Origin of the sequence: Cupriavidus sp. 2KB_3 (genome assembly GCF_052115685.1) — a bacterium.
Taxonomy (GTDB): Bacteria; Pseudomonadota; Gammaproteobacteria; order Burkholderiales; family Burkholderiaceae; genus Cupriavidus; species Cupriavidus campinensis.
The window spans coordinates 115,919-142,105 of the sequence record NZ_JBFRHD010000018.1; the positions used below are offsets into that span (position 1 = coordinate 115,919).

General features: G+C 68.5%; 24 protein-coding genes. 10 read left to right on the forward strand and 14 right to left on the reverse strand.

The features are described 5' to 3' along the window. Positions 1-64 precede the first annotated feature (64 nt). Positions 65-973, forward strand: coding sequence for a LysR family transcriptional regulator (locus AB4120_RS19730; RefSeq protein ID WP_149138517.1), 909 nt, complete (start codon positions 65-67; stop codon positions 971-973). Here AB4120_RS19730 and AB4120_RS19735 read toward each other — a convergent pair. After that, complete coding sequence (locus tag AB4120_RS19735; RefSeq protein ID WP_149139346.1) at positions 933-1,955, reverse strand: LysR family transcriptional regulator; 1,023 nt, start codon at positions 1,953-1,955, stop codon at positions 933-935. The two genes, AB4120_RS19730 and AB4120_RS19735, sit on opposite strands and share 41 nt — an antisense overlap. 213 nt (positions 1,956-2,168) lie before the next feature. Here AB4120_RS19735 and AB4120_RS19740 point away from each other — a divergent pair, with 213 nt between their 5' ends. Next, entirely contained in the window at positions 2,169-3,872 is a 1,704-nt protein-coding gene (locus AB4120_RS19740; RefSeq protein WP_149138516.1) for an FAD-dependent oxidoreductase, read from the forward strand. A 53-nt stretch (positions 3,873-3,925) separates the two neighbouring features. Here AB4120_RS19740 and AB4120_RS19745 read toward each other — a convergent pair whose 3' ends face one another. Continuing rightward, positions 3,926-4,540, reverse strand: a complete 615-nt coding sequence (locus tag AB4120_RS19745) for a flavodoxin family protein (protein WP_144200981.1) — start codon at positions 4,538-4,540, stop codon at positions 3,926-3,928. A gap of 286 nt (positions 4,541-4,826) precedes the next feature. Between AB4120_RS19745 and AB4120_RS19750 the strand changes: the two genes are divergently transcribed. The 6 genes from AB4120_RS19750 (at position 4,827) to AB4120_RS19775 (ending at position 10,164) form a co-directional block, all read left to right on the forward strand. Next, positions 4,827-5,390: a hypothetical protein gene (locus tag AB4120_RS19750; RefSeq protein ID WP_441642725.1), complete on the forward strand. Its 564-nt coding sequence runs from the start codon at positions 4,827-4,829 to the stop codon at positions 5,388-5,390. 4 nt (positions 5,391-5,394) lie between these two features. Continuing rightward, entirely contained in the window at positions 5,395-6,366 is a 972-nt protein-coding gene (locus AB4120_RS19755) for a GlxA family transcriptional regulator (RefSeq protein ID WP_262389709.1), read from the forward strand. A gap of 149 nt (positions 6,367-6,515) precedes the next feature. After that, a complete protein-coding gene (locus tag AB4120_RS19760) occupies positions 6,516-7,256 on the forward strand; it encodes an SDR family oxidoreductase (RefSeq protein ID WP_149138514.1) in 741 nt (246 codons plus the stop codon). A 19-nt stretch (positions 7,257-7,275) separates the two neighbouring features. After that, on the forward strand, positions 7,276-7,776 hold the full coding sequence (locus AB4120_RS19765) for an Ohr family peroxiredoxin (RefSeq protein WP_149138513.1): 501 nt from the start codon (positions 7,276-7,278) through the stop codon (positions 7,774-7,776). Between the two features lie 230 nt (positions 7,777-8,006). Beyond that, complete coding sequence (locus AB4120_RS19770) at positions 8,007-9,212, forward strand: NAD(P)/FAD-dependent oxidoreductase (RefSeq protein ID WP_149138512.1); 1,206 nt, start codon at positions 8,007-8,009, stop codon at positions 9,210-9,212. 232 nt (positions 9,213-9,444) lie between these two features. Then, complete coding sequence (locus AB4120_RS19775) at positions 9,445-10,164, forward strand: response regulator transcription factor (RefSeq protein WP_316248511.1); 720 nt, start codon at positions 9,445-9,447, stop codon at positions 10,162-10,164. Positions 10,165-10,173: 9 nt separating this feature from the next. Here the strand turns inward: AB4120_RS19775 and AB4120_RS19780 are convergent, their stop codons facing one another. From AB4120_RS19780 to AB4120_RS19790, 3 genes are read right to left on the reverse strand one after another with little or no spacing between them, the layout of a single operon-like run. Further along, positions 10,174-11,376 carry a DUF3734 domain-containing protein gene (locus AB4120_RS19780; RefSeq protein WP_149138511.1) on the reverse strand — a complete coding sequence of 401 codons (1,203 nt, stop codon included), beginning with the start codon at positions 11,374-11,376 and terminating at the stop codon, positions 10,174-10,176. 38 nt (positions 11,377-11,414) lie between these two features. After that, entirely contained in the window at positions 11,415-12,197 is a 783-nt protein-coding gene (locus tag AB4120_RS19785; RefSeq protein WP_144200966.1) for a 3-hydroxybutyrate dehydrogenase, read from the reverse strand. Positions 12,198-12,255: 58 nt separating this feature from the next. Beyond that, the gene (locus AB4120_RS19790) at positions 12,256-12,999 is read right to left on the reverse strand and encodes an acetoacetate decarboxylase (protein WP_441642726.1); all 744 of its coding nucleotides are present in this window, start codon (positions 12,997-12,999) and stop codon (positions 12,256-12,258) included. A gap of 403 nt (positions 13,000-13,402) precedes the next feature. Between AB4120_RS19790 and AB4120_RS19795 the strand changes: the two genes are divergently transcribed. Then, positions 13,403-14,179, forward strand: coding sequence for a DUF899 domain-containing protein (locus AB4120_RS19795; protein WP_149138509.1), 777 nt, complete (start codon positions 13,403-13,405; stop codon positions 14,177-14,179). Positions 14,180-14,216: 37 nt separating this feature from the next. Here AB4120_RS19795 and AB4120_RS19800 read toward each other — a convergent pair whose 3' ends face one another. Both AB4120_RS19800 and AB4120_RS19805 read right to left on the reverse strand, forming a co-directional pair. Beyond that, entirely contained in the window at positions 14,217-15,626 is a 1,410-nt protein-coding gene (locus tag AB4120_RS19800; protein ID WP_149138508.1) for an amidohydrolase family protein, read from the reverse strand. Positions 15,627-15,629: 3 nt separating this feature from the next. Then, a complete protein-coding gene (locus tag AB4120_RS19805; protein ID WP_149138507.1) occupies positions 15,630-16,982 on the reverse strand; it encodes a nucleobase:cation symporter-2 family protein in 1,353 nt (450 codons plus the stop codon). Positions 16,983-17,215: 233 nt separating this feature from the next. On the opposite strand from AB4120_RS19805, the gene AB4120_RS19810 reads away from it, so the two are divergent. Then, on the forward strand, positions 17,216-18,217 hold the full coding sequence (locus tag AB4120_RS19810) for an AraC family transcriptional regulator (protein ID WP_149138506.1): 1,002 nt from the start codon (positions 17,216-17,218) through the stop codon (positions 18,215-18,217). A 43-nt stretch (positions 18,218-18,260) separates the two neighbouring features. Here AB4120_RS19810 and AB4120_RS19815 read toward each other — a convergent pair whose 3' ends face one another. The 7 genes from AB4120_RS19815 to AB4120_RS19845 form a co-directional block, all read right to left on the reverse strand. Continuing rightward, entirely contained in the window at positions 18,261-18,911 is a 651-nt protein-coding gene (locus AB4120_RS19815; protein WP_149138505.1) for a DsbA family protein, read from the reverse strand. 194 nt (positions 18,912-19,105) lie between these two features. Continuing rightward, a complete protein-coding gene (locus tag AB4120_RS19820; RefSeq protein ID WP_149138504.1) occupies positions 19,106-20,449 on the reverse strand; it encodes an epoxide hydrolase family protein in 1,344 nt (447 codons plus the stop codon). Between the two features lie 267 nt (positions 20,450-20,716). Continuing rightward, entirely contained in the window at positions 20,717-21,829 is a 1,113-nt protein-coding gene (locus AB4120_RS19825) for a CobW family GTP-binding protein (RefSeq protein WP_441642727.1), read from the reverse strand. After that, positions 21,826-22,452 carry a UbiX family flavin prenyltransferase gene (locus AB4120_RS19830; protein WP_149138503.1) on the reverse strand — a complete coding sequence of 209 codons (627 nt, stop codon included), beginning with the start codon at positions 22,450-22,452 and terminating at the stop codon, positions 21,826-21,828. Before AB4120_RS19830 ends, AB4120_RS19825 begins: the two co-directional genes overlap by 4 nt. After that, on the reverse strand, positions 22,449-24,740 hold the full coding sequence (locus AB4120_RS19835; protein ID WP_441642728.1) for a xanthine dehydrogenase family protein molybdopterin-binding subunit: 2,292 nt from the start codon (positions 24,738-24,740) through the stop codon (positions 22,449-22,451). Before AB4120_RS19835 ends, AB4120_RS19830 begins: the two co-directional genes overlap by 4 nt. Then, positions 24,737-25,228: a (2Fe-2S)-binding protein gene (locus tag AB4120_RS19840; RefSeq protein WP_149138501.1), complete on the reverse strand. Its 492-nt coding sequence runs from the start codon at positions 25,226-25,228 to the stop codon at positions 24,737-24,739. The genes AB4120_RS19835 and AB4120_RS19840 overlap by 4 nt, the downstream gene beginning before the upstream one ends. After that, a complete protein-coding gene (locus tag AB4120_RS19845) occupies positions 25,228-26,097 on the reverse strand; it encodes an FAD binding domain-containing protein (protein ID WP_149138500.1) in 870 nt (289 codons plus the stop codon). Before AB4120_RS19845 ends, AB4120_RS19840 begins: the two co-directional genes overlap by 1 nt. Between the last annotated feature and the right edge of the window lie 90 nt (positions 26,098-26,187).

Here is a 26,187-nt window from a genome sequence, read left to right on the forward strand (position 1 = left end):
GCCAGAGCCGTCCGGGGCGTCCCAGCCCTACAATGGGCCCTTCACTTGTGCCAATCTGTCATCCATGTCGATTGAACGCCTGCATGGCCTCTCCGCCTTCGTCCGCGCCGTGGAAGCGGGCTCGTTCACGGCCGCCGCGCGGCGGCTCGGCACCACGCCTTCGGCGGTGTCCAAGAGCATTGCGCGCCTGGAGGCGCGGCTGGGCGTGAAGCTGTTCCACCGCTCGACGCGCGCCTGTGTGCTGACCGACGAGGGGCAGGCCTACTACGGGCGCGTGGCATCGCTGGTGCGGGGGCTGGAGGAGGCCGCCGAGGTGCTGGGCACCCCGTCCACGGCAGTGGGCAAGCTGCGCATCAGCATGCCGAGCGACCTTGCGCGCTCCTTGCTGGGGCCGGTCACGGCGATCCTGATGCCGCGCCATCCCCGGCTGGCACTGGAGGTCAGCGTCAGCGACCAGCATGTCGACCTGATCCGCGAAGGCTTCGACCTGGCCCTGCGCGCCGGGCAGGTGGCCGACAGCGGGCTGTTTGCCAGGCCGCTGTCGGACCTGCCGCTAGTGCTCGTGGCATCCCCGGACTATCTGGCGCGGCACGGCGTGCCGCGCACGGTGGCGGATCTCGCCGCGCACCGGCACGTGCGCTACCGGCTGGCCGGGCAGGTGGTGCCGATTGCCTTTGCCGATGGCGCGCGTGTGCCGCTGGAAGGCGCGTTCGACTCCGACAGTGGCGAGGCGCTGCGCACCGCCGCCGTCAACGGGCTCGGCATCGCCCAGATCCTGCGCACCGCCGTGCAGGCCGATCTCGACGCCAACCGGCTGCGCGTGGTGCTGCCGGACGTGGCCCTGCGGCCCGTGCCGCTGCAGGTGCTGCACGGCTTCGGGCGGCGCCTGCCTGCCCGGGCGAAGGTGTTCATCGACTTCGTGGCGGCGGCGCTCAGGCGATCGGGCTCGGAGACAGGGCCGGCTCCGGATTGAAGTCGGTCAGGCAGTTCAGCGCCTGCGCGCGGATTGCGTCGGTCATGAAATCGATAAACACGCGGATGCGCGTCGGCAGATGCTGCCGGCTCAGGTAGCAGAGGTAGTGCCCGCGGTCGTCGGGCGCGTAGCGGGCCATCGCCACCACCAGCTGCCCGGCGGCGAGGGGCTCGGCGATCTGGTACCCGGCCAGCTGCGCGATGCCCCAGCCCTGCAGCACCGCGTGCAGGACCAGATCGGAATCGTTGAAGGTGAGCCGGGCGGTGGGCATGACCTTGCGCACCTGCCCATCCACCTTGAACTCCCATTCGACCACCCGCCCGCTGGCAAAGCGGAAATTGATGCAGGCGTGCCGGCCCAGCGCCTCGAGCGTATCGGGCAGGCCGTGCCGCGCCACATAGGCCGGCGACGCGCACAGCGCGATCTGCATCGGAATCAGTTGCTTGGCGATGATGCTCGAATCCTCGATGCGCCCGTTGCGGAAGGCCACGTCGACCTGCTCGGAGGCGAAGTCGGTGGGCCGGTCGTCGAGCAGCAGTTCGATGGCGATCTCCGGATAGGCCGCCATGAAGCGCTCCAGCAGCGGCGCCACCACCTTTCGGCCAAAGCCCACGGTGGCGCTGATGCGGATCATGCCGCGCGGCGGGCCCTCGCGCAGCTCCAGCATGTCGTTCATGGCCTCCACGATGTGCGTGACGCCCTGATGACAATTCTCGAAGAAGCGCTGGCCCTCGCGCGTCAGCTGCGTGGTGCGGGTGGTGCGCAGGAACAGCCGCGTGCTGAGCTGCGTCTCCAGCTTCTGCACGTTGCGGCTCACCGCCGAGCGGCCGATGCCGAGGCGCTCGCCAGCCTTGGCGAAGCTGCCTTCGCTGGCCACCGCCATGAAGGCCATGATGCCCGCGTAGCTTGCGGCAAAGCCCGTGGACAGCGCATCGGCGCGATTTGGCAGGCTGACGCGGAAGCCACGTTCCACGGCCTCCATGGGCGCCACCGGCGCCAGGGGCGTTGTCGGGACCATCGATGCCGCGTCTGCCGCCGGGTCCAATGTGTCGGATCGGTTCATTCCTGCTGTTTCCCAGTCAAAGCGGTTGCGGATCGATATACGTAAGTCGTACGGGAGTCGCCCAGTGCATGACTGAGTTTCCGGGGCCGGACTGCTACTCTGCAATCCAAGACCACCTCACCCTCAGCCGCCATGGACACCCTCCCGACCCCCCTCACTTCCGCCGCCGCCGCTGGCGATGCGTCGGGAGAGCAACCGGCCGCACCGGTCATCGCGTTTCATCGTCGGCAGATGTATCCGCACCTGACCCCCGCCGACATCGCCCGGATCGCACCTTATGGCGGTGAACGGACCTGGCGTGCCGGCGAACTGGTGGTGCGCACCGGCGACCCGGCCAACGGGCTGGTGCTGGTGCTGGAAGGGCGCGTGCGCATCGTCCAGCGTGACGGCATCGGCGACAGCACGCTGGTCGTAGAGCACGGCCCGGGCAACTTCCTGGCCGAGATCGGCCAGCTCTCCGGCATGCCGGAGCTGGTGGACGGCATCGCCATGGAGGATGTGCGGGCCATCGTCGTGCGCCCGGCCTGCCTGCGCTCCCTGATGGTGGCGGAGGCGGTGCTCGGCGAACTGATCATGCAGGCGCTGATCCTGCGCCGCTCGGCGATGATCCAGCGCGGGCGCGGCCCGTCGCTGGTCGGCCACGGCAGCGACGCCGCCATGGTCGAACTCCAGGCGCTGCTGCGCCGCAACAACTACCCCTACTCGGTGTTCGACCTCGACACCGACGAAGACGCGGCCGGCATGCTGCGCAAGTTCGAAGCCCACGAGGCTGATCTTCCGCTGATGATCTGCCCCAACGGCACGGTGCTGCGCCGCCCGGATGCCACGCAGGTGCTGGCCTGCCTCGGGCTGCTGCCCGAACTCGACAAGGACCGCGTCTACGACGTCGGCATCATTGGCGCCGGCCCGGCCGGACTGGCCGCCGCCGTCTACGCGGCGTCCGAAGGCCTGCGCGTGATCGTGCTGGACGCCCTCTCGCCCGGCGGGCAGGCAGGCGCCAGCGCGCGCATCGAGAACTACCTCGGCTTTCCGGCGGGCATTTCCGGCCATGCGCTGACCGCCAATGCGTATGCCCAGGCGCAGAAATTCGGCGCACATATCGCGAGTCCTGTCGAAGTCGACCGGCTGGAGTGCGGCACGGTGCTCAAGGTGCGCACCAAGGCCGGCGAGACGGTGCGCGCACGCTCGGTGATCATCGCCAGCGGCGCCGCCTACCGTCGCCCGCCGATCCCGAACCGGGCGACGTACGAGGGCCGGGGACTCTATTACTGGGCCTCGCCGGTGGAAGCCAAGCTCTGCGCCAAACAGGAAGTGGTGCTGGTGGGCGGCGGCAACTCCGCCGGCCAGGCCGCCGTGTTCCTTGGCGCGCACGCCGCCCATGTGCATATCGTGATCCGTGGGCCGAGCCTCGAACAGAGCATGTCCCGGTACCTGATCGACCGAATCGCCGCGCAGCCCAACATCACGGTGCATGCGCACACCGAACTGGCGGGCCTGAGCGGTGACGCCCGGCTCACCGGCGTGGTGCTCCGCAACCGCGAAACGGGCGTGGAAGAGAAGAAAGCGATTCAACATGTGTTCCTGTTCACCGGCGCCGAGCCGAATACGGCGTGGCTGGGCGGTTGCCAGGTGGGGCTCGATCAAAAGGGCTTCGTGCTGACGGGCACCCAGGCCGGCCAGCTGACCAACACGCTGGAAACCTGCGTGCCGGGTGTGTTCGCCATCGGCGATGTCAGATCCGGCTCGACCAAGCGCGTAGCCACTGCCGTGGGCGAGGGGGCCGTGGTCGTGTCACAGATTCACGGCTACCTGGCTGCCGCGCAGGAAGCGGCCTGAAGGCGCCCACCTGAGGGCGCCCGCCCGGCAGGCGCCGCGCGCGCCGCCGGTGACTACGCCGCCAGCGACAGCTTGGCCAGCTCCGCCCGTCCGGCTGCCAGTTGCAGGGCCACGCGGGCCACGCGCGCGCCCAGGTAGGCCGAGGTCTTGAGGTCCGCCGCGGTGGCGCCGTCATCGGCGCAGACATCCGCATCGCTCTGGGCCGCCGCGCCGAGGAAGTAGCCATGACGATTCATGCTGTCCTCGGTGGAGCCCGAATGGTTGTGCCCGGGCGGCAGGCCCAGGTTGACCCAGTGCATGCCCAGCTGCGCGGCGTAGATCGCCAGTTGCTGCAGCGTGTTCAGCTTGTCACCGGAGCGCGAGGCCGCGTTGGTGAAACCGGCGGCCACCTTGTCCTTCCAGGCGCCGGTGGCGAAGACGGTCTGCGAGGACGCATCCATGAACGCCTTGAACTGCGCCGAGGCACTACCCATATAGGTGGGCGTGCCGAAGATGACCGCGTCGACCGATTCCAGGTCCTTCCAATGCGCGTCGATCTCCTCCACGGGAATCAGCACGCTCCGTACCCCCATGACACTGCCTGCGCCCGCGTGCACGGCTTCCGCCTGTCGGCGCGTGTGGCCATATCCGCTGTGGTACACCACCGCGACGCGTACTGCGTTATTCATGCTTGCTTCTCACAAAAGACTTCGATGCGGGCCGGATTTTCGGCCTGTTCAGGACTTGCTTCGATGGTAATTAGCGCCCCATGTGCCGTAAATGACAGCGTTCCCAGATTTACTGCCAAGCTGCCAGCCGCACACGGCACGTGCCGGGCATCGGCCGGGCGATTGGTGCGTACGGGGAAACGCCGTTGGACGCGCCAGGTGTCTTGTTCAGCATCCCGCGCCTGACTAGACTCGGTCTGACAGTGTCCCGATCTTGCCTGCGTCAGCGTGGGCCCCAGACTCCCCGATGAGACAAGACCCGTATCGCGTGCCAATTGCTGTGCTGCCGACCCTCCTGCGCCGAATTCCCGCCGTGCAGCACACCCAGTGCCTGGGCGACGCGCTGCGCATCCTCGCCCAGCACCCCGCCGCCAGCGCGGTGGCCGTGCTGAGGGGGGAGGTGCCGGTAGGGGTGATCTGCCGCGAGCTGATTGGCGATGTGGTGCGGCTGCCGTGCTACCGGGGCTGGATCCATCGCGAATGCTGCGCGCAGTTCGTCTCGCAGGCGCCGCACCGGCTCTGCATCGATGCCACGGTCATCGAGCTGGCGCGGGCGCTGACGCCGCTGTTGCACCGGCACCCGGCGGACCCGCTGGTCGTGACCCGGGACGGTGCCTACCTCGGCATGGTCGAACGCCCTGCGCTGGTGCAGGCCGTCATCGACCTGCGCCACGTGCCGCCGGGTCCGCCAGGCAGCCAGACATCAGCCGGTCACGGTCTTGCATCAGATTGCCCGCATGACCTAACATCCACCGATTTCAGCGCTACGAGCCATGGGCCAGACAACTCCGCCACCCGCAGGGAACATTGAAGAGATGCCACGCAATATTCTGTTCGTGGTCTATCCCGAGGTGAGTCTGCTCGACCTGGCCGGCCCCCAAGGCGTGTTCTGGGCCGCTTCCCGCTACGCGCGCGAGCGCGGACTGGCGGGCTACCGTTGCCACACCGCCAGCCTGGAGGGCGGCGCGGTGTTGTCGGTGGAAGGCACGATGATGCATGTCGAATCGCTGGAAACGTTCGATCTGCGTCTGGTCGATACGGTGGTCGTGCCCGGCTCCCCGAGGATCATCGACGTGGCCCAGCACTCTGCGTCGCTGATCGCCTGGCTGCACGACGCGCCGGGCAAGGTGCGCCGCGTGGCGTCCGTGTGCACCGGCGCTTTCCTGCTGGGCTTCGCCGGCCTGCTCGACGACAAGCGTGCCACTACCCACTGGGCGATGCGCGACCGCTTCCACGAGCTGTTTCCCAGCGTGGACCTGGACGCCGACGCCATCTTCGTGCAGCAGCAGCATCTCTGGACCTCGGCCGGCGTCACCACCGGCATCGACCTCGCGCTCGCCATGGTGGAGGCCGACTATGGCCACGAGGTGGCGCTGAACACCGCGAAGGAACTCGCGGTGTTCATGAAGCGGCCCGGTGCGCAGCCGCAGCTGAGCGAGATGCTGATCACGCAGAGCCGGCAGGTGCCGGTGTTCGAGTCGCTCCATATGTGGATCGTGGAAAACCTGTCCCGGGCCGAACTTTCCGTCGAGCAGCTGGCCGACTATGTCGGCATGAGCCCGCGCAACTTCGCGCGGGTCTACAAGCAGAAGACCGGCCGCACGCCGGCCAAGGGCGTGGAGCTGTTCCGGCTCGAAGCCGCCCGGCGGGCGCTCCAGGACCAGAACCGCGCCATCGACCAGATTGCCCACGAATGCGGTTTTGGTAGCGAGGAGCGCATGCGCGTGACCTTCCAGCGCCACTTCGGCCTCTCCCCCAGCGAATACCGCCTGCAGGTGAACCGCTAGCCTTTCCCCTTGTACGTCTCCTTGTGATTGGTGCGAATTTGGAAACACCGTGCGCTTTGCGTCGGGCTGGCGCGGCGCGGTGCCGGTGTCTAGCATGAGGGTGGATTCATCCCCCCTCGGCAACGCAGCATCCAGCAAGGAGAAGCATCATGAAGATTGTGGTCATTGGCGGTAGCGGCCTGATTGGCGCGAAGGTCGTGGCGCGGCTCGTCGCGCAAGGTCATGACGTGGTGGCGGCCTCGCCGAAAACCGGCGTCAACGCGCTCACCGGCGAAGGGCTGGACACGGCGCTGGCTGGTGCGCAGGTGGTGGTAGACGTGGCGAACTCGCCGTCGTTCGCGGACGACGCGGTGCTGCACTTCTTCGAGACGTCCGGCCGCAACCTGGCCGCTGCCGAGAAGGCCGCCGGGGTCGCCCATCACGTGGCGCTGTCGGTGGTCGGCACGGACAAGCTCGCGCAGAGCGGCTACTTCCGCGGCAAGATCGCCCAGGAAGCGCTGATCCGCGGCGCCGGCATCCCCTACACCATCGTCCGCTCCACGCAATTCCTCGAGTTCCTCGGCGCCATCGTCCAGTCGGCGGGGGACAGCGACACGCTGCGCATCACGCCCGCGCTGATCCAGCCGATTGCTTCCGATGACGTGGCAGACGCCGTGGCGGATGCCGCCCTGGCTGCGCCGGTCAATGGCATCGTCGATATCGCCGGCCCCGAGCGCTTCCAGATGAGCGACCTCGTGCAGCGCTACCTCAAGGCCACTGGCGCCACCAAGATCGCCGTGGCCGATCCGGCCGCGCGCTACTTCGGTGCAGAACTCCAGGAAGGCACCCTGGTGCCGGAAGGGGAGGCGCGGCTCGGCCACATCAGCTTCAGCGACTGGATGCATCGTTAATAACCATCCGGGAGACACGATGGAAAACGAGAGGTTGGAACCTCCACCGCTGACGCTGCTCGACCGATACCGGGGCCAGGGCTTCACCGCGCTCTATACGACCACGGTCACGGTGTCGGGCGGCCCGGCAGGGCACGGCCGTGCGTCCGGCGTGGCGAGATCCGATGACGGCAATCTCATGCTCGACCTGCGGCTGCCTGCCGCGCTGGGCGGCCCGGGCAGCGGCACCAATCCCGAGCAGCTGTTCGCGGCGGGCTACGCCGCCTGCTTCCACGGCGCGCTGAGCCTGATCGCGAAGCGCGCGCACGTCGATGTCGCGGCGATGACCGTGGCCGTCGAGGTCGCGTTCGGGCGCGACCCGGCCGATGGCGCCTACGCGCTGATCGCGGACGTCCGCATCCGCATGCCGGGAGTCGAGCGGCATGTGGCCGAGGAACTCGTGCGCAACACCGAGCGCATGTGCCCCTACGCCAAGATGGCCCGCGAGGGGATGCGCAGCGTCATCGCCGTCGCCCACTGAGTACACCGCCCGAGTACACCGCCGATTGGTGCCTGCGCGACAACAGCGTGCGTACCGTGGCGGCACTTCCGGCCAAGCGCGCCTCCACCTACGATTCATCCCAAGCAGGACGGCAACCAAGCCGCACCGCCGCAGTGTCCCCGCACTGCGGCGGTGCCCTGCCCTGCCGTAGATATCCCATCGCTGCCGTGCCCGGCGGCACCCCTGGCTGAAACAAAGAGGAAACGACCATGAAACAAAGGATTCTGATTGTGGGCGGCGGCTTCGCCGGCGTCTGGTCCGCACTCGGCGCGGCGCGCGTCGTCGACATGGAGCGCGGCGCGGACACCGTGGTCGAGATCACCCTCGTGTCGCCCAAGGCCGAGCTGCACGTGCGACCCCGCCTGCATGAAGCCCATCCCGAGCAGATGGCCGTGCCGCTGCTGCCGCTGCTGAACGCGGTCAATGTGAAGTTCATCGAAGGCACCGTCGACCGGATTCATCCGGGCGACCACAGCGTCGATGTGATCACCACTTCCGGCGACACGCGATCGGTGGGCTATGACCGCCTGGTGCTGACCAGCGGCAGCCGCCTGTTCCGTCCGCCCCTGCCGGGCCTGACCGAGCATGCCTTCGCGGTGGACCAGATCGACGAGGCCGTGAAGCTGCGCGAGCACCTGCATGGCCTGGCCGCGCGCCCGCGCACGGCCGCCCGCGATACCTTTGTGGTGGTCGGCGGCGGCTTCACCGGCCTCGAAGTGGCGACCGAGCTGCCGGGCCGCCTGCGCGCCATCTTCGGCAAGGACTACCAGCCGCGCATCGTGGTGGTGGAGCGTAACGAGGCCATCGGCCCCGACCTCGGCCCGGGCCCGCGTCCGCAGATTCTGGAAGCCCTCGACCAGCTCCGCATCGAAACCCGCCTGGGCGCCGGCGTGGTGTCGATGGACGCCACCGGCGTGGTCACGGCCACCGGCGAGCGCATCGACACCGACACCATCATCTGGACCGGCGGCATGGTGGCCAGCACGCTGACCAGGCAGGTGTCGCCGAACCTGGACCGCCAGGGCCGCATGGAGGTGACGCCTGACCTCCGCGTGATTGGCGCCAAGGGCATCTTCGGCGCCGGCGACGTGGCGCGCGCGCTCACCGACGACCAGGACCACTACTCGCTGATGTCCTGCCAGCATGCGCTGTTCATGGGGCGCTTTGCCGGCCATAACGTGGCCGCCGACCTGCTGGGCCTGCCGACCCTCGACTACAGCCAGCCGTTCTACGCCACCTGCCTGGACCTGGGCAGCTGGGGCGCGGTCTACACCGAAGGCTGGGACCGCCAGGTCAAGCTGACCCACGCCGAAGGCAAGGAACGCAAGATGGTGATCAACACGCAGTGGATCTACCCGCCCGCCCCGGTGCGCGAGCAGGCGCTGGCCGCCGGGGACCCGAACATCACGTACTAAGCCTCCCGCTCCTCTTCTTTCCGTCCCGTCTCCTCCATCCCGTTTAGCCGACGGCTTCCTCCTCCGGGGCCGTCGGTTTTTTTCGTCCTTCGGGGTTTTTCGTCCTGTTTATCCGGGCGATTGGTGCGGACTTGGAAACGCGGCCTCCCCGGCATGCGTCTTGTTGGGCATCGCCGGTCTGCCTAGACTTCCGGTAACTGAGAATTGTTGCCTGCAAGCCCCGGAGCCCATCGTGAACCCCCTGCCACCGAAGTCCCCTCACGGACGCGCCGCCCCCGAACCGCTGATCTACATCGTCGATGACGATCCCGGCATGAACGATGCCCTCGTGAACCTGCTGCGCTCGGTCGGCATGCGCTCGCGCTCCTTCCTTACTGCGGAGGCGTTCCTGGCGGCGCCCATCGACGACTCGCCCAGCTGCGTGGTGCTGGACGTGCGCCTGCGGGTGGCCAACGGGCTGGAGGTGCAGCGCGAGATGAACCAGCGCGGCGTGTGCCTGCCGGTGGTCTTCATCACCGGCCATGGCGATATCGAGATGTCGGTGCGGGCGATGAAGGCTGGCGCGGTGGACTTCCTGACCAAGCCCTTCCGCGACCAGGATTTCCTCGACGCGGTGTCGGCGGCGATCGCCATGGATCGCAGCAAGCGCCAGGCGCTGCAATGTGGCGACGACCTGCGCGCGCGCTACACCACGCTCAGCGAGCGCGAGCGCGAAGTGATGACGCTGGCCGCCTCGGGCCTGATGAACAAGCAGATTGCCGGAAAGATGGGGATCAGCGAGGTCACCATCAAGATCCATCGCGCCCGGGCCATGCGCAAGATGGCGGCGCGGACTTTTGCCGATCTCGTGAAGATGGCGCTGGAACTGGGCCTGTGCCCGCCGCGCGAGATCAGCTCGGCCGGGTCGCGCCCGGGGGATGGCGCGGCCCGGCCGGCGGCGATGGGCTACTGAGTGACTGAGTTACCGAGCGCCCTCGGCCTGGCGCCGATGGATGTCGTGCGTCACGAACGGCGTCTCGTGCGTGGGCATGGCCAGCCACTCCGGGTGGCTTAGCGTGCCGCGGATATCGTCCAGCCCGCTGGTCCAGTGTTCCCCCAACGTCAGCGGCCCGAACTGGAAGTCCTTGGCGCTGCCTTCGAACGATTTGTCCCGGTAGATCAGCTGGATCACGTTGCGGCGCGCGTCGCAGGCGCTTTCCGCTGCGCGCAGGTAGGCTTCGCTCTGGCGGCGCGCCGGGGGCACCAGCGCCAGCACGTCGCTGAGCAGGCGCCGGTAGTTCTGCTGCTCGCTCATGTAGTTGGTGATGAAGCGTGTGCGGCTGGAGTACTGCACGTCCTTCTGGCGCGTGGCCACCGCCATCAGGTCCTCCGGTAGCGCGCCCTGGGCGCTCCACAGGTCCACCTGGAAGATCAGCGCATTGCGGCGGGGCTTGGCCTGCAGGATGGCCGAGAGCGGGGTGTTGGAGACCAGGCCGCCGTCCCAGTAGAACTCGCCATCGATCTCCACGGCAGGAAAGCCGGGCGGCAGCGCACCGGACGCCATGAAGTGCTCGGCGCGCAGCGTGGTCGTGGTGTTGTCGAAGTAGACGAAGTTGCCCGTGCGCACGTTCACGGCGCCCACGGAGACCCGCATCTCGGCATGGCGGTTGATGCGGTCGAAGTCGGCAAAGCGCTCCAGCGTCGCCTTCAGCGGCGAGGTGTCGTAGTAGCTCGCGCTGTGGACGCCCGGCGCGCGCCACAGGCGCGGCGAGAAGAAACCGCGCTGGCCCTCGACCAGTGCGCGCGCGGCCTCGATGCCATCGAACCAGATGCGCAACGGGTCTGGCCAGTGCTGGGCGCTGTCGGCAATCGTCTCGTACGGGATCAGGCTGGGCAGCCAGGGCTGGCGGCAGATATGGGCCCAGAAATCGCGCAGCCGCGCTACCCGGTGCTCGGGCGCGTTGCCGGCGATGATGGCGGCATTCAGCGCGCCGATGGAAATGCCCGCCACCCAGTTCGGCTCGATGCCGGCCTCGGCCAGCCCCTCATAGACGCCCGCCTGATAGGCGCCCAGCGCGCCACCCCCTTGCAGCACCAGCGCCCGCACGGCATAGCCGCGATCCACTTCGATGCTTGCCCGCGCGGCGCCGGAGCTGCCCTGCAGGTGCTGCTTGTCGAGAAACATGTCTCCTCCTCGCTTCAATTGACGTGTTGGCGCCGCGCTTACTGCATGTACCAGCCGTGGCTGACCACGAACGACTGTCCTGTCAGCGCGGCGGAAGGGTAGGCGCACAGGAACAGCGCCGTCTCGGCCACGTCTTCCACGGTGGTGAAGACGCCATCCACGGTGCCGCCCAGCATCACGCGGCGCACCACTTCTTCCTCGCTGATGCCCAGCTCGCGCGCCTGCTCCGGAATCTGCTTGTCCACCAGCGGCGTGCGCACGAAGCCGGGGCAGATCACGTGCGAGCGCACGTTGTGCTCGCCGCCTTCCTTGGCCACCACGCGCGCCAGGCCCAGCAGCCCGTGCTTGGCCGCCACGTAGGCGCACTTCAACGGCGAGGCCTCGTGCGAGTGGACCGAGCCCATGTAGATCACGGTGCCGCCCTGGTTGTCGCGGTACATGTGCTTGAGCGCCGCGCGCGTGGTCAGGAAGGCGCCGTCGAGGTGGATGGCCTGCATGCGCTTCCAGTCCGCGAAGCTGTATTCGTGGATCGGGGCGACGATCTGGATGCCGGCGTTGGAGATCAGGATGTCCACACCGCCGAAGCGGTCCGCCACCGCCGCCGTGGCGGACTCGACGGCGTCCTCGTTGGTCACGTCCATGGCCACGCTCATGGCCAGGCCGCCAGCGGCCTCGATCCCGGCGGCCACCTTGCGCGCGGCGTCCGCGTTGAGGTCGGCCACGGCCACGGCCGCGCCCTCGCGGGCCAACCGTTCTGCGATGGCCTTGCCGATGCCGCTTGCCGCGCCGGTCACGATGGCCGATTTACCTTGGAGCTTCATGTTTGTTTCTCCGCAAAAGAAGGAAGGGGAAAAAGGGAAAGGGGGGGAGGGATTGGGGCTAGCGCTGGAGGTAGTCGTAGACCACCTCGCCCAGCCCGATGGTCAGGTCGGCCACGTAGTGCTTCGCGCCCAGCACTTCGAGCACGGGCAGGTCGGCCACCGGGGCCAGCGCATGGGGGAACAGCGACAGCGCCGCCGGGCCGCTCCAGGCGCCTTTCACATCCACGTCCTTGAGGAAGTAGCAGACCAGCTCGCAGATACGGGCGGTGCCGTCCACATGGGGGATGATCTTGAGCAGGTAGTTGGGCGTGTTCGCCAGGGCGTCGCGCACCTCCTGCGGGTCCAGCGCCGTGTGCTTGTAGCCCATGGTGCCGGTGGCCACGCGCACGGGGCCGTAGTCGAGCGTGCCCAGCAGCGTGTCGGTCTCCACCTCCAGGCGCGGCGTGGCCAGCTTCTTCGGAAAGCCCCATAGCTCGCGCCCGGCTGCCAGCGGCGGGTGATCGTCGAGGAACATCGCATGGGTGTAGTTGCCGCGCCGGCCCTGGTACACCACCGGAATCACCTGGCCGGACTCGGTGTAGTCGCCAAAGCCGGTGGAGTCCGGCATGCGGATGAACTCGTAGTGGACCACCGGCTCGGCCATCTCAAGCGGCTCCGGCACCACGGCGCGCAGCCGCGCGGGATCGGTGCGGTAGGAGATGACGAAGAATTCCCGCTGGAGAAAGCGGTACGGTCCCATCGGATAGGCCGGGCTGCAAAACGGCGCGGCGAACGCGCGCGCCCGGATGGTCTGGACGTCCATGTGCTTGTGCCTCCTGAAGGCGGTCCGTGCCGCGGCCCCGCTGTCCCCATGACAGCGAGCCGTGACGGTCCGGTTCATTCTGGAAGGCCGGCGGGGGGGAATCCATCAGACGTGGGTATCGATCGCCGCGCGGCCAGTGCTGGCAAGGGCTGGCGGCGGATGGAGGCGGCTGTCGGGCGGTCCGGCGCTATACCGGATGGCGGCGCGATCATCCCGGAGGCGTACCCGATGCTGCCGGACGGGTGATGGATTGTGACGACGCCGACACAGCCGGGCGTACGAACGGACAGCGGCCCTACGGAATCCCGTCAGCCTTGTTACTCCCCAATCCCGGTGCCGAGTGCCAAACTAGGCTGGGATCGCCCCGCACAGGACGCACAGGACGCACAGGAGATTGCGAACCATGACGACATCAAGCAAGGACATGAAGACCCCGCCGGTGGTATCGCCGGATGCCTGGGAGGCGGCACGCCAGCAGCTGCTGGTGAAGGAGAAGGCCCAGACCCGCGCGCGCGATGCGCTGGCCGCCGAGCGCCGCCGCATGCCGTGGATGGCGGTGGACAAGACGTACACATTCGAGGGGCCCGCCGGCCAGGTCAGCCTGGCGGCACTCTTCGACGGCCGGCGCCAGCTCATCGTGTACCGCGCCTTCTACGAACCCGGCGTGCATGGCTGGCCCGGGCACGCCTGCCGGGGCTGCTCGCTGGTGGCCGACCAGATCGCCCATCTGTCCCACCTGAACGCCCGGGACACCACGCTGGTGTTCGTCTCGCGGGGGCCGCAGGCGGAGATCGCGGGGCTGAAGGCGCGCATGGGCTGGGAGGACATTCCGTGGTTCACCATCACGGACCGCTTCGATGCCGACTTCGGCGTGGACGAATGGCACGGCACCAACGTCTTCTTCCGCGACGGCGACCGCATCTTCCGCACCTACTTCCTCAACAATCGCGGCGACGAGCAGATGGGCAACACCTGGAACTACCTCGACATCACCCCGCTGGGGCGGCAGGAGCTCTGGGAGGACTCGCCCGAGGGCTACCCGCAGACGCCCACCTACAAGTGGTGGAACTGGCACGACAGCTACGTGGCCGGCGCGCCGCCCGACAAGAAATGGGTGGAGATCTCCACCGCCGGCGAGAAGGCATTCCGTGAAGCCTCGGCGGCGGACAGGAAGCCCTGAGCGCCGCCCCCCCCCTGGAAGCCTTCGGCCAGGGCGGTTACGCCATCAGCACTTCCAGCGCCGCGCGCGCCTCGCGGCGCAGCTTGTCCACGTCGAGCCCCACGACCTCGCCCTGGCGCACCACGTGCCGGCCGCGCACGAACACGTCGCGCACCGGGGTGGGTTCGCCCGCCGCCACCGGGGCGGTGGCGATGTCGTGGAAGCCGGCAAAGCGCAGGCCGCCCACGTCGTAGATCGCCAGGTCGGCGGACTGCCCCGGCGCCAGCGTGCCCACGCCGGGCAGGCCCAGCACCTGCGCGCCCCCGGCGGTGCCCCAGTGGATGACCTCTTCCACACGGGTCTGCGCCGCGCCGCCCAGCGCCCGGTGCACCAGCCACGCGAAATTGGCCTCGTGCACCATGCTGCCAGACTCGTTCGATGCCACGCCATCCACGCCGATCGACACCGGCACGCCGGCATCGGCCATCGCCCGCACCGGCGCGATGCCGCTGCCGAGCCGCGCGTTGCTGACGGGGCAGTGCGCCAGGCCGGTGCCGGTACTGCCGAGCATGCGGATCTCGTCCGGCGTGACGGTGACGAGGTGGGCGAACCAGACGTCCGGGCCGAGCCAGTCGTGGTCGGCCACGAACTGCACCGGCGTGCAGCGGTACTTCTCCGCGCAGAAGCGCACGTAGTTGTCGGTCTCCGACAGATGCGTGTGCAGCCGCAGCCCCATGCCACGGGCGAAGCCGGCCACCTCGCGCAGCAGCACGGGCGGCAGCGAGAACGTGGGCGTGGTCGGCGCCACCGCCACGCGGCGCAGGCCGTCAGGCGCGGCATCGTGGTAGCGGGCCTTCAGACGTTCGATATCGCCGAGCATCTCGTCTAGGGTCTCCGGCACCAGCGCCGTGGCGCGCATGCCGGGATGGTCGCCGGCGGACTGGATCGCGCCGCCCCGGCACAGCACCAGCCGCATGCCGAGGGCTTCGGCTTCCTCGAACAGCGCGTCGCCGGTCTCCGCGCCATGGCCGTGGTGGTAGAGGTAGTGATGGTCGGCGCAGGTGGTGGTGCCAGACAGCAGCAGTTCGGCGATGCCCAGCCGCACCGCCGTGCGGAACAATTCGGGCGTGAAGCGCGCCAGCCGGGGGTAGGGCACGCTGGCCAGCCAGTCCTGCAGATCGGCATTCATGCCGGCCGGCACCGCCTTGAGCAGGTTCTGGAACAGGTGATGGTGCGTGTTGACCCAGCCGGGATAGACCACGCAGCCGGTGGCGTCGATGACCGTCTCGTCGGCGCCCGGCACGAGCCCGGCGGCCAGTTCGGCGATGCGCCCGTCACGGATGCGGATATCGACGGCGCCCGCGCGGGCCGCGGCGCCGGCCCGGCCGGTCATCACGGCCGCCGCGCCGCGCACCAGCAGGTTGCCTTGCGGGGCGTGGCGAAGGGAAGGGGAGAGGGGAGTGGTCATGGCTTACATCTCCGCGATGTGTTCGGGCGTGACGGCCAGCTCCGGCTCCTCGTCGCGCGCGGGAATGCCGTTGAGCAGCAGGTTGAGGAAGACCGACACCACGCAGGCGATAATCACGCTGCTGTGGACGAACGGCTGGAGTGCGGCGGGCAGCCTGGCAAGCAGGGACGGCATGATCACCGGCATCAGCGCGCAGCCCAGCGTGATGGCCACCACGCTGAGGTTGGCCGGCTTGCGCTCGTAGTCCACCTGGCCGAGCGTGCGGATGCCCGCCGCGACCACCACGCCGAACATCACCAGCGTGGCGCCGCCGAGCGCTGCCGAGGGGATCGACGAGAACAGCGCGCCGATCTTCGGCACCAGCGCCACCGCGCAGAGCATCACGCCGCAGGTGGCCACCACCCAGCGGCTGCGCACCCCGGTGACGATGACCAGGCCCACGTTCTCCATGAAAGCGATGAACGGGAACGCGGCGAACATGCCGCCGATGGCGCTGGCCAGCCCGTTGGCGCGCAGGCCGTTGGTGGCCTCGCGCTCGGTGACGGGCCGCTTGACGATGTCGCCGATGGCCACGAACAGCCCCATTGACTCGACCATCTGCACCACCATCACGATCACCATGGTGGCGATGGCGCCGGCATTGAAGGTCGGCAGCCCGAACGCGAACGGCGTGACCAGCGTGAACCAGGGCGCACGCGCCACTTCGTCGAAATTGCCCATGCCGAGCAGCCACGCCGCCACGCCGCCAATCAGCAGGCCGATCAGCACCGCCAGGCTGCGCACGAGCTTGCCGCCGTGGCTGTTCACGAACAGGATCAGCGCCACGGTGCCGAACGCCACCACGAAGAACATCGGCGAGCCAAAATCCTTGGCGCCGTGCCCGCCGCCGGCCCACTGATAGGCCACCGGAAACAGCGACAGCCCCACGGCGGTGATGATGCAGCCGCTTACCACGGGCGGAAAAAAGCGCTTGAGCCGGCCGATCACCGGCGCCAGGAACAGCGTGATGACGCCAGCGCCGATCACCGCGCCGCAGACGCCGTTGAAGCCCAGTGCGGGGTCGCTGCCGATGGCGATGACCGGCCCCACGGAGCCGAACGCCACGCCCTGCATCAGCGGCAGGCGCACGCCGAACTTCCAGAATCCCACGGTTTGCAGCAGCGTGGCGATGCCCGAGGTAAACAGCGCCGTGCTGATCAGCAGCGTGGTCTGGGCCGGCGTCATCTTGAGCGCGCCGGCCACGATCATGGGCACCGCAATGGCGCCGAGGTAGCTGACCAGCATGTGCTGGAAGCCGAGCGAGACCATCGCCCGGGCGGGCAGCATCTGGTCGACGGGGTGGACTGGGGGTTGCATGGGGGCGTCTCCTGCCATGTTGGAAGGGCGGGCCGGCCGATCTTGGTCGGGCCGTGCTGCCGCCGGGGGCCGCGTGGCCGCCTGCACTGACAGTAGCGAGCGCGGCGCGGCGGCCGTAGCATCGATGCGAAGCCGCCAGCATGGAAACGAAAAGGCACAGCACAGCGGGTTTCCCTGACTTGCCCGCATGGGTCGCGGCTCCTACGATGGCCGCACCTCACCGGAGACGTGCCATGACGCAGCGCGCCGCATCGCAGACAGGCAACACGGCCCACGCCGGCCGCGCACGGGCGCTGGACCACGTGCAGTCGCTCTCCGCGCGGGTGTTCGGGCCCACACGGCTCGCTATCGGGGACGCTACGGGGGACGCTACCGAAGACGCCACGCCGGACGTGCAGCTGCGCACGTGCCAGATCGGTCACCTGACGCTGGCCACCACGCGCTATGGCCGGGCGATGGAGATCGAGCCGCGCGTTGGCAAGGACGAATTCGTGATCCAGACCGTGACGGCGGGCCGCTGCCGGCTGGTGGCGGGAGGCCGCGCCGCCGAGATGCCGGTGGGCGCGGTGCGCGTGTTTTCGCCGTCGCTGCCGGTGCGGCTACAGCCCGACGCCGACTGCGAGCGCTTCAGCGTGGTCATCCGCCGGCAGGCGCTGGAGGCGGCGTTTCTGGAATGCTTCAGCTTCGACGCGCCGGCGCCGCTGGTCTTCGATTTCCACGCGGCGGATACGGCGCGCTGGCAGGCGATGATGGCGTGGCTGCGTACGGAATTCGATGCCCGCGCGCAAGGCGCCGCCTTGGGCACGGAGGCGATCACCGACGCCGCCATCGAGCGGCTGGTGCTCGGCACGCTGCTGGTGGACCAGTTCGGCCACGACGGCAGCCTGCTGCCGCGCGGCTTCCGGGCCGCGCTGCCGGCCTACGTGCGTTGCGCCATCCGCTATCTGCGTGCCCACCTCGACAAGCCGGTCACGCTCGGCGCGCTGGCCGCCCATTGCGGCGTCTGCGAACGCACCCTGCAACTGGGCTTCCGCAAGGCCAAGAACACCACGCCGATGGAGTACCTGCGCGTGCTGCGCCTTCAGGCGGCGCGCGCGGACCTCCAGCGCGCCACGCCGGGGCGCGGCGCGGTTTCCGCCATCGCCCTGCGGCACGGCTTCACGCACCTGAGCCTGTTCTCGCGCGAGTACCAGCGCGAGTTCGGCGAACTACCTTCGGCCACGTTGCGGCGCTGAGGGGATGCGGGGCATCGCCGCACGATGCCGCACGGCGGCGGCCTCAGGCGGCCGCGCTGGCAGCTTCCATCACATGCTTTAACTGCTGGGCTACATCGCTGGCGTGTGCGTAGCCGCCCGAGACGTGGTAAAGACGGCCGCCGTGATCGAGGACCAGCGCCGGGAAGCTGGAAATGCCCCAGCCGCGCGCGGTGCGGAAGTCTTCCACGGTGGTTGCGATGGCTGCGTCGCTGAGCCACTGGTCCAGGAACGTCTGCGCGGAAACGTCGTGACCCTGGCGATTCAGCGCCTGCGCCGCGACGTCCGCCAGTACCTTGCCGTCCGTGGTGTCGAGCGCATCGACGTAGAACGCTGCCTGCAAGGCGCGGAATACCGCCAGGAGGTCGGATTGGGGGAATAGCAGGCGAGCCGTGACGACGGCACGGCAGATGGGCTCGGTATCGTAGACGAAGTTCTCGCGCGCCATCAGCCCTTCGCGATTGAACGGCAGACCGCTCGCGCTTTCCACCCGGCTCCAGTGATGGAGCCGGAAGCGCTTGCCGGCCTCGTCGAGGATGTCGGTGGCGCCAGCGCGGATGCCACCCACGACAATGCGCAACGGCAGATCGGGGAAGCGCTTACGAACCTCGGTCAATTCCTTGCCGAATCCATAGCACCACGAGCACATCGGGTCGCCAACATAGACCAGTTCCATTTCTTGCCTTTGATCGTTAGACGGTCGCGCGGTGGCGACCGGGTGGAGATGCGCCTTCCGACGCGGATCGTGCTTTCGGTAATGAAGAAGACTATAGAAGCGCGGACTGGCCCGATGAAGCCATCCAGGTGAACTTGAATTGATACATGGTGGAACAAGTCCGCGCCCTGAGCCTCATCGCTTACGCGCCTGCGCTAGCGCAGCGACCTGAAGCTCGTGCGGACTTCCTCCGTGAACGCCTGGGGTTGTTCCCACGCCGCGAAGTGGCCGCCCTTGGGCAGGCGGTTGAAGTGAATCAGTTTCGGGTAGGCCCGCTCCGCCCAGCTTCGTGGCGCGGCGTAGATCTCGTCGGGGAACACACTTACGGCAACCGGAATGGCGACGTGCTTCGGCGCGAAAAAGTCGAGCTTGTTCTCCCAATACAGCCGCGCTGAAGACACCGCAGTGTTGGTCAGCCAGTACAGCGTGACGTTGTCGAGCACGTCATCGCGCGTCAGGCCTTCCGGCTGTCCGTCGAACACGCGTGCGATCAGTGCCTGGCTGGCCGCGTCGTGGTCGAGCATCCACGCCGCGAGGCCGACCGGCGAGTCCGCGAGCGCATATAGCGTCTGCGGGCGATTCGCCATCTCCAGCGCATAGCCAAGCCCATGCTTGTAGAACGTGTCGAGCTGCGCGTACGCATGCTGCTCGTCGGGTCCCAGTCCACCCGGCGCGGCCCCGCCCGCCTTGAGCGCGTTGGCGATGTCTTGCGGAATGGTGGCCGGCATGTTGGTGTGAATGCCGATCAGTTCCGGAGGCGCGATCAGCGCCATCTGCTCGGTGACCGCATTGCCCCAGTCGCCACCCTGTGCCGCAAAGCGCGTATAGCCGAGCCGCTGCATCAGGGTGACCCACGCGCGTGCGATGCGCGCGGGATCCCAGCCGGTGGTGGTCGGCTTGCCCGAGAAGCCGTGACCCGGCAGCGACGGAATCACCACGTCAAAGGCGTCGGCCGCCGAACCACCATACGCGGTGGGGTCCGTGAGCGGGCCGATGACCTTCAGCTGCTCGATGATCGAGCCGGGCCATCCATGCGTGATGATGATCGGCAGCGCGTGGCTGTGCTTCGAGCGCACGTGGATGAAATGAATGTCGAGACCGTCGATCTCGGTGACGAACTGCGGCGTCGCGTTGAGCCGGGACTCGATCTTGCGCCAATCGTAGTGCGCCTCCCAGTATTGCGCGAGCTTGCGCACCGTAGAAAGTTGCACGCCCTGCGTGGCGTCGGTGACCGTCTCGCGCTCGGGCCACTGCGTCGCCCGGATGCGCCGGCGCAGATCGACGAGACGGGACTCCGACACATGCACGCGCAGCGGGCGGATGGCCGTGCCGCCGGCTGGATTGCCGGACGGGCTGGCGATCCCGGCGCCTGACGGGCTCTCGCCGGCAAAGGCGAATTCGCTTAAGGACCCGCTGGCGACGGCTGCCGCTGCCGCACCCACGGAATAGCCGATAAAGCGGCGGCGCGATGGCGCCTGGGGAAGTGCATCGTTTGACATACAAGCTCCTGATTGTCCATTGAGTCCGGTTGGCGGCGCAGACGCCGCCAGGTCTTGGCAGCAGTATGGAAAAGTCGGAGCAGGACTTGAACGGTAGCCCGCGTACAACTCTTGTGCGGGGCAGGAACAATCCTTCGCAAAAAAAACGGTGCAGGCGGCGTCACGCCGCACTGCACCGGCAAACACCCGACTGTCCGGCAGACGGGTCCCAGAGCGGTATCAAACTACCAATCAGGCCGCCAATCAGGCCACCAATCAGGCCACCAATCAGGCCGCCAGCTGGGCGGGCTGGCACACGCGCAGCAGCGTCTGGAGCCGTGCGCGGTCAAGGTTGCGGCCGATAAAGACGAACTTGCTCTCGCGCGGGCGCGCGTCCCACGGGTCGGCGGGATGGAAGTCCATCAGCCGGTGCACCGCCTGCAACACGTGGCGGCGGTCGTCGTCCTGCACGGCCACGATGCCCTTCATGCGGAAGACGTCGTCGCCCTGTGCGGCCAGCAGGGCCTTGAGCGCGTGCTCCAGGCGCTGGCGGTCGAAGGGGGTGTCGAACAGCAGGGAAACCGACGTCACCGACGGATCGTGGCGATGAGCGTGGGCGTCGTCGTCAGCGTGGCCGTGCTCGCAGGTCTCGTCGCAAACATGTTCGTGATCGTGCTCGTGCTCGTGCCCGTGTCCCGCATGCAGGTCGTCCGCGGGCAGCGTGGCCACGCCGGGCGTGAAGCCGCCGATGCCGAGGATGCGGGACAGATCCACCTGGGCGTGGTTGGAGCGCAGGATCTGCGCGCCCTCGTTCAGGTGATGGAGCCGGGCCGCCAGCGCATCGAGCCGTTCGGCGCTCACCAGGTCGGACTTGTTCAGGATGATGCGGTCCGCCGCCACGATCTGGTCGACCGCCTGGTTGTCGAAGCCGGAGAGCTGCGGGTCGTCCAGGTGCGACTCGATGTGCAAGGCATCTACCAGCGTCAGGATGCCGTCGAGCGTCACCTGCTTCGCCACGTCGTTGTCCATGAAGAAGGTGGCCGCCACCGGCGTGGGGTCGGCCAGCCCGCTGGTTTCCACGAGGATATGGTCGAAGCGCTCCGGCTGGGCCAGCAGCTTCTGGAGAATGCGCACGAGGTCGGTCCGCACATCCACCACGCAGCAGATGCAGCCGTTGGTCATCTGGTAGATCTCCTCGTCCGAGGTCATCACCAGATCCGAATCGACATCCACCTCGCCAAACTCGTTCTCGATGACCGCGATGCGGTGGCCGTGCTTCTGCGTGAGGATGTGGTTGAGCAGCGTGGTCTTGCCGGCGCCGAGAAAGCCAGTGAGGATGGTCACGGGCACGGGCGGCAGCGTCTCGGGGGTGGCTTGCCGGGTGGCTTGGGGGAGGGTCATGGTGTCTCCTGGGTGGGAAAGTCCGAATGCACGGCGGCCAGCGTGGCGCGCATGCCGCGCCAGCGCGAGACCAGCCCGGCGTGCTCCACGCCGAACAGGTCCAGCACGCGGCCCACGGTGTGGCCGACAATGTCGTCCACGCTCTGCGGATGGGCGTAGAACGCCGGCACGGGCGGCATGACGATGGCGCCCATCTCGGTCACCGTGGTCATGTTGCGCAGGTGGACGAGGTGCAGCGGCGTCTCGCGCGCCAGCAGCACCAGCCGGCGGCGCTCCTTGAGCATCACGTCTGCCGCGCGGGTGACGAGGTTGTCCGCTACACCGGTGGCGATGGCGGCCAGCGTGCGCATCGAGCAGGGCGCCACCACCATGCCGTCGCAGCGGAACGAGCCGCTCGCCACGGTGGCGCCGATATCGCGCACGTTGTGCACCACATCCGCCAGCCGCTCCACCTCGGGCCGCTGCATGCCGAGTTCGTGATGGATCGTCAGCAGCCCGGAGGGCGAGCAGACCAGATGCGTCTCCCAGCCCTCCGCCGTGCCGAGCGCCTGGAGCAGCCGCACGCCGTAGGCCGCGCCGCTGGCCCCGGTGATGGCAACGACCAGCCTGCGCGGGGCGTTCATGGCCGGGCCTCGCTGGGCAAGGCGGACCTGGCGGCAAGCGCTTGCAGCACCTGCTCGGGCCGGATCGGATAGTGGCGGAAGCGTACCCCGATGGCGTCATACACCGCGTTGGCGATGGCCGGGCCAATGGCGACGATCGGGTCCTCGCCCACCCCCTTGGCGCCGAACGGCCCGCCGGGGTCCGGCGCGGCTTCGAGCAGGATCGTGTGGATCGGCGGCATGTCCATCGCCAGCGGCATCTTGTAGTCCACGAAATTGGCATTGAGCGAGCGCCCGGTCTGCATGTCGATCTGGTAGTCCTCGTACAGCGTATGGCCGATGCCCTGCTGGATGCCGCCCTCGATCTGGCCCGCCGCCGCCACCGGGTGGATGACCTTGCCGATGTCGTGCACCGGCACCACCTGCGCCACGGTGATAAAGCCGGTCTCGGTATCGACCTCCACCTCGACGAAATGCGCGGCGAACGAGTACGACTTGGTGGGGTGATAGGTGGCCGTGCCGACGAACTGCGCGGCAGGCAGGCCCTTGCGGGGCATCACGGCCTCGCGCACGGTCAGCGCGGGGCCGGGGCGGCCCCGCACGGCAATCACGCCGTCGGCGATGACCAGCTGCTCCGGCGTGGCTTCCATCTGCGCGGCGGCGCGGGCCAGCAGCTGCGTCTTGATCTCGCCGGCGGCCATCTGCGCCGCGCGGCCGACCATATAGGTGGTGTGGCTGGCAAAGGCGCCGATATCCCACGGCACCACGTCCGTATCGCCATGGACCACGCTCACGCAGTCGAACGGGATGCACAGCTCCTCGGCCACGATCTGCGCCAGCGCGGTGTGCGCGCCGGTGCCCAGCCCGGCGGCGCCGGTCAGCAGCACCACGGTGCCGTCCTCGTTCATCTTGACGATGGCGTTGCCCTGCTCCTTGATACCGGGGTAGGCGCTGCTGCCGTGCATCTCGCACCCCACGCCCCAGCCGCGCCGGATCACGCCCTGCTGCTGGCGCGTCTGCGCGCGCCGCTGCGCCCAGCCGGTGGCCTCCATACCCTTGCGCAGGCAGGCTTCCAGGCCGTGGCCGATCAGCGGATGGTTGGAGGGCGCGATGTCGCCCTCGCGCACGGCGTTGCGCAGCTTCAGCTCGGCGGGGTCGATGCCGAGATGGGCGGCGGCCTCGTCCATCTGAATGTCCAGCGCGTAGTAGGTTTGCACCACGCCGTAGCCCCGGAAGGCGCCGGCGATGGGGCTGTTGGTGTAGACGCAACGCCCCTCCAGCCGCACGTTCTCGCAGCGGTAGAGCGAGACCATGGCGGCGGTGCCCACGTTGGTCACGCCGGGGCCGTGGGAGCCATAGGCGCCCGAGTTGAACACCACCCTGGCCTCGCGTGCGGTGATCGTGCCGTCGTTGCGGAAGCCCTGGCGCAGCCAGATCCGGGCAGGGTGGCGCGTGCGGCCACCAAGGAAGGTCTCCTCGCGCGTGTATTCCATGCGCACCGGGCGGCGCGTCTCGCGGGCCAGCAGCGCGCACAGGAACTCGCTCTGGAACAGGTCCTGCTTGGCGCCGAAGCCACCGCCCATGTGGTCTACCAGCACGCGCACCTTGTGCAGCGGCAGGCCCAGCACCTCGGCCATGATCCCGCGCACCATGAAGGCGGTCTGCGTGGAGATCCACACGGTCAGGTTGCCGTTGCCGTCCCACTTGCAGGTCAGCACGTTCGGTTCCATGTAGGCCGGCGTGGGGCGCCCGCCCTCGTAGACGCCTTCGAGGATGAAGTCGGCCTCGGCGAAGCCGCGCTCCACATCGCCCCGCTCGATCCGCACCGGCGGCAGCACGAGGTTGCCGCCGGGTTCGCGGTCGTGGATCAGCGGGGCCCCGGGCGCGGCGGCGGCGTCCACGGTGAACACGGCGGGCAGCGGCTCGTATTCGACCTCGATCAGCTCCACGGCGCGCGCGGCGATTTCCTCGCTGATGGCGGCCACGGCGGCCACGCCTTCGCCCCAGTAGCGCACCTTGTCGTCGAGGATGTACTGGTCGCAGGTGACCGAGGCCGAGCGCGGGTGCGGCGAGCCGGCATGTAGCACGCGCGGCACGTTTTCATGGGTGAGCACGGCCTTCACGCCGGGCAGCGCCAGTGCGGCCGAGGTGTCGATGCGGCGGATGCGCGCATGGGCCACATTGCTGCGCTTCATTTTCGCGTGGAGCAGGCCGGCGAGCGGCATGTCGGCGACGTACTTCGCGTTGCCGGTGACCTTGTCGAGCAGGTCTGTGCGCTTGACGCTGTGTCCGATCACGGCGTGGGTCATCGTGTGGCCTCCGGTGCGTGGCGCAGGGTTTCGGCCGTCTGCTCGATGGCCTCGATGATCTTGGTGTAGCCGGTGCAGCGGCAGATGTTGCCGGCGATGGCGAAGCGGATCTCGTCGCGCGTGGGCTGGGGGTTCTCGTCCAGCAGCGCCTTGGCCATGACCACGAAGCCCGGCGTGCAGAAGCCGCACTGGGCCGCGCCGCAGCGCATGAACTGGTCCTGCACCGGGTGCACGGTGTCCGGGTCGGGCTGGATGCCTTCGATCGTGACCAGCGTGCAGCCGTGCGCCTCGGGCGCCAGCACCAGGCAGGCGTTGGTCGGTTTGCCGTCCATGAGGACCGTGCAGGAGCCGCATTCGCCCACGTCGCAGCCCTTCTTGGTGCCGGTGAGGCCGGCGTCATGGCGCAGCGCGTCGAGCAGCGTGCTGTGTGGCTCCACCGCGAGTTCGCGGGGCTCGCCGTTGATGGTGAGTGCGATGAGTTGGCGCATCAGTGGGTCTCCGTTTCCTGCAGGGCCAGTTCGAGGGCGCGGCGCGTGAGCACGCCCACCATCTCGCGGCGGTAGTCGGCGCTGGCCCGCACGTCGCTGATCGGGCGGGCATCCGCCATCGCCGCGTGGGCGGCCTGGAGGACCAGCCCGGCTGAAATGGGGCGGTCGCGCAGCATGGCTTCGGCATGCACGGCGCGGATCGGGGTAGGGCCGACTGCCGCCAGCAAGATGCCGACGTCGAGGCACTGCCCGCGTTCCACCGTGATCGACACCGCCACGCCCACCGTGGCCAGCTCCATCTGCACGCGCCGGCCATGCTTGAGGTAGGCCTTGCCGGTGTGGGGCCGGGGCGCCGGCACGCTCAGGCGGGAGACCAGTTCGTCGGCAGCCAGCGCGGTCTTGCCGGCGCCGGTGACAAAGGCCTCCACCGGCATCGAGCGCGAGCCAGACAGGCCGTAGAGGTGCACCTGCGCGCGGTCGGCGATCAGCGGCGCCAGCGTATCGGCCGATGGCGACGCGCGGCAGACATTGCCCACCACCGTGGCGCGGTTGCGCACCTGGATCGAGGCGAAGTCGGTCACGGCCTTGGCCAGGCCGGCGTAGTGGCGCCGGGCCATGTCGGAGGTTTCCACCTCCCGCGTGGTGACCAGTGCGCCGATGCGCAGGCCCTCGACGGCATCGAACGTCAGCACGTTCATGCCCGGAATCTTCTTGATGTTGATGACCTGCGCTGGCTGGCGGTGCGACTCCTTGATCTGCACGAGCAGGTCGGTGCCCCCCGCCAATACGCTGGCGCGACCGCCGCAGCGGTGGAGCAGCGCGGACGCTTCGGCAAGCGTGGCAGGTTCGAGATATTCAAACGCTCTCATCGTGGCTCCTGTGGGGGCGGCGTGTCGGTGAAACCATGATGGTTGGCGCACGATCATCGGTAAATACCCATAACCGGATTTATTGATCGT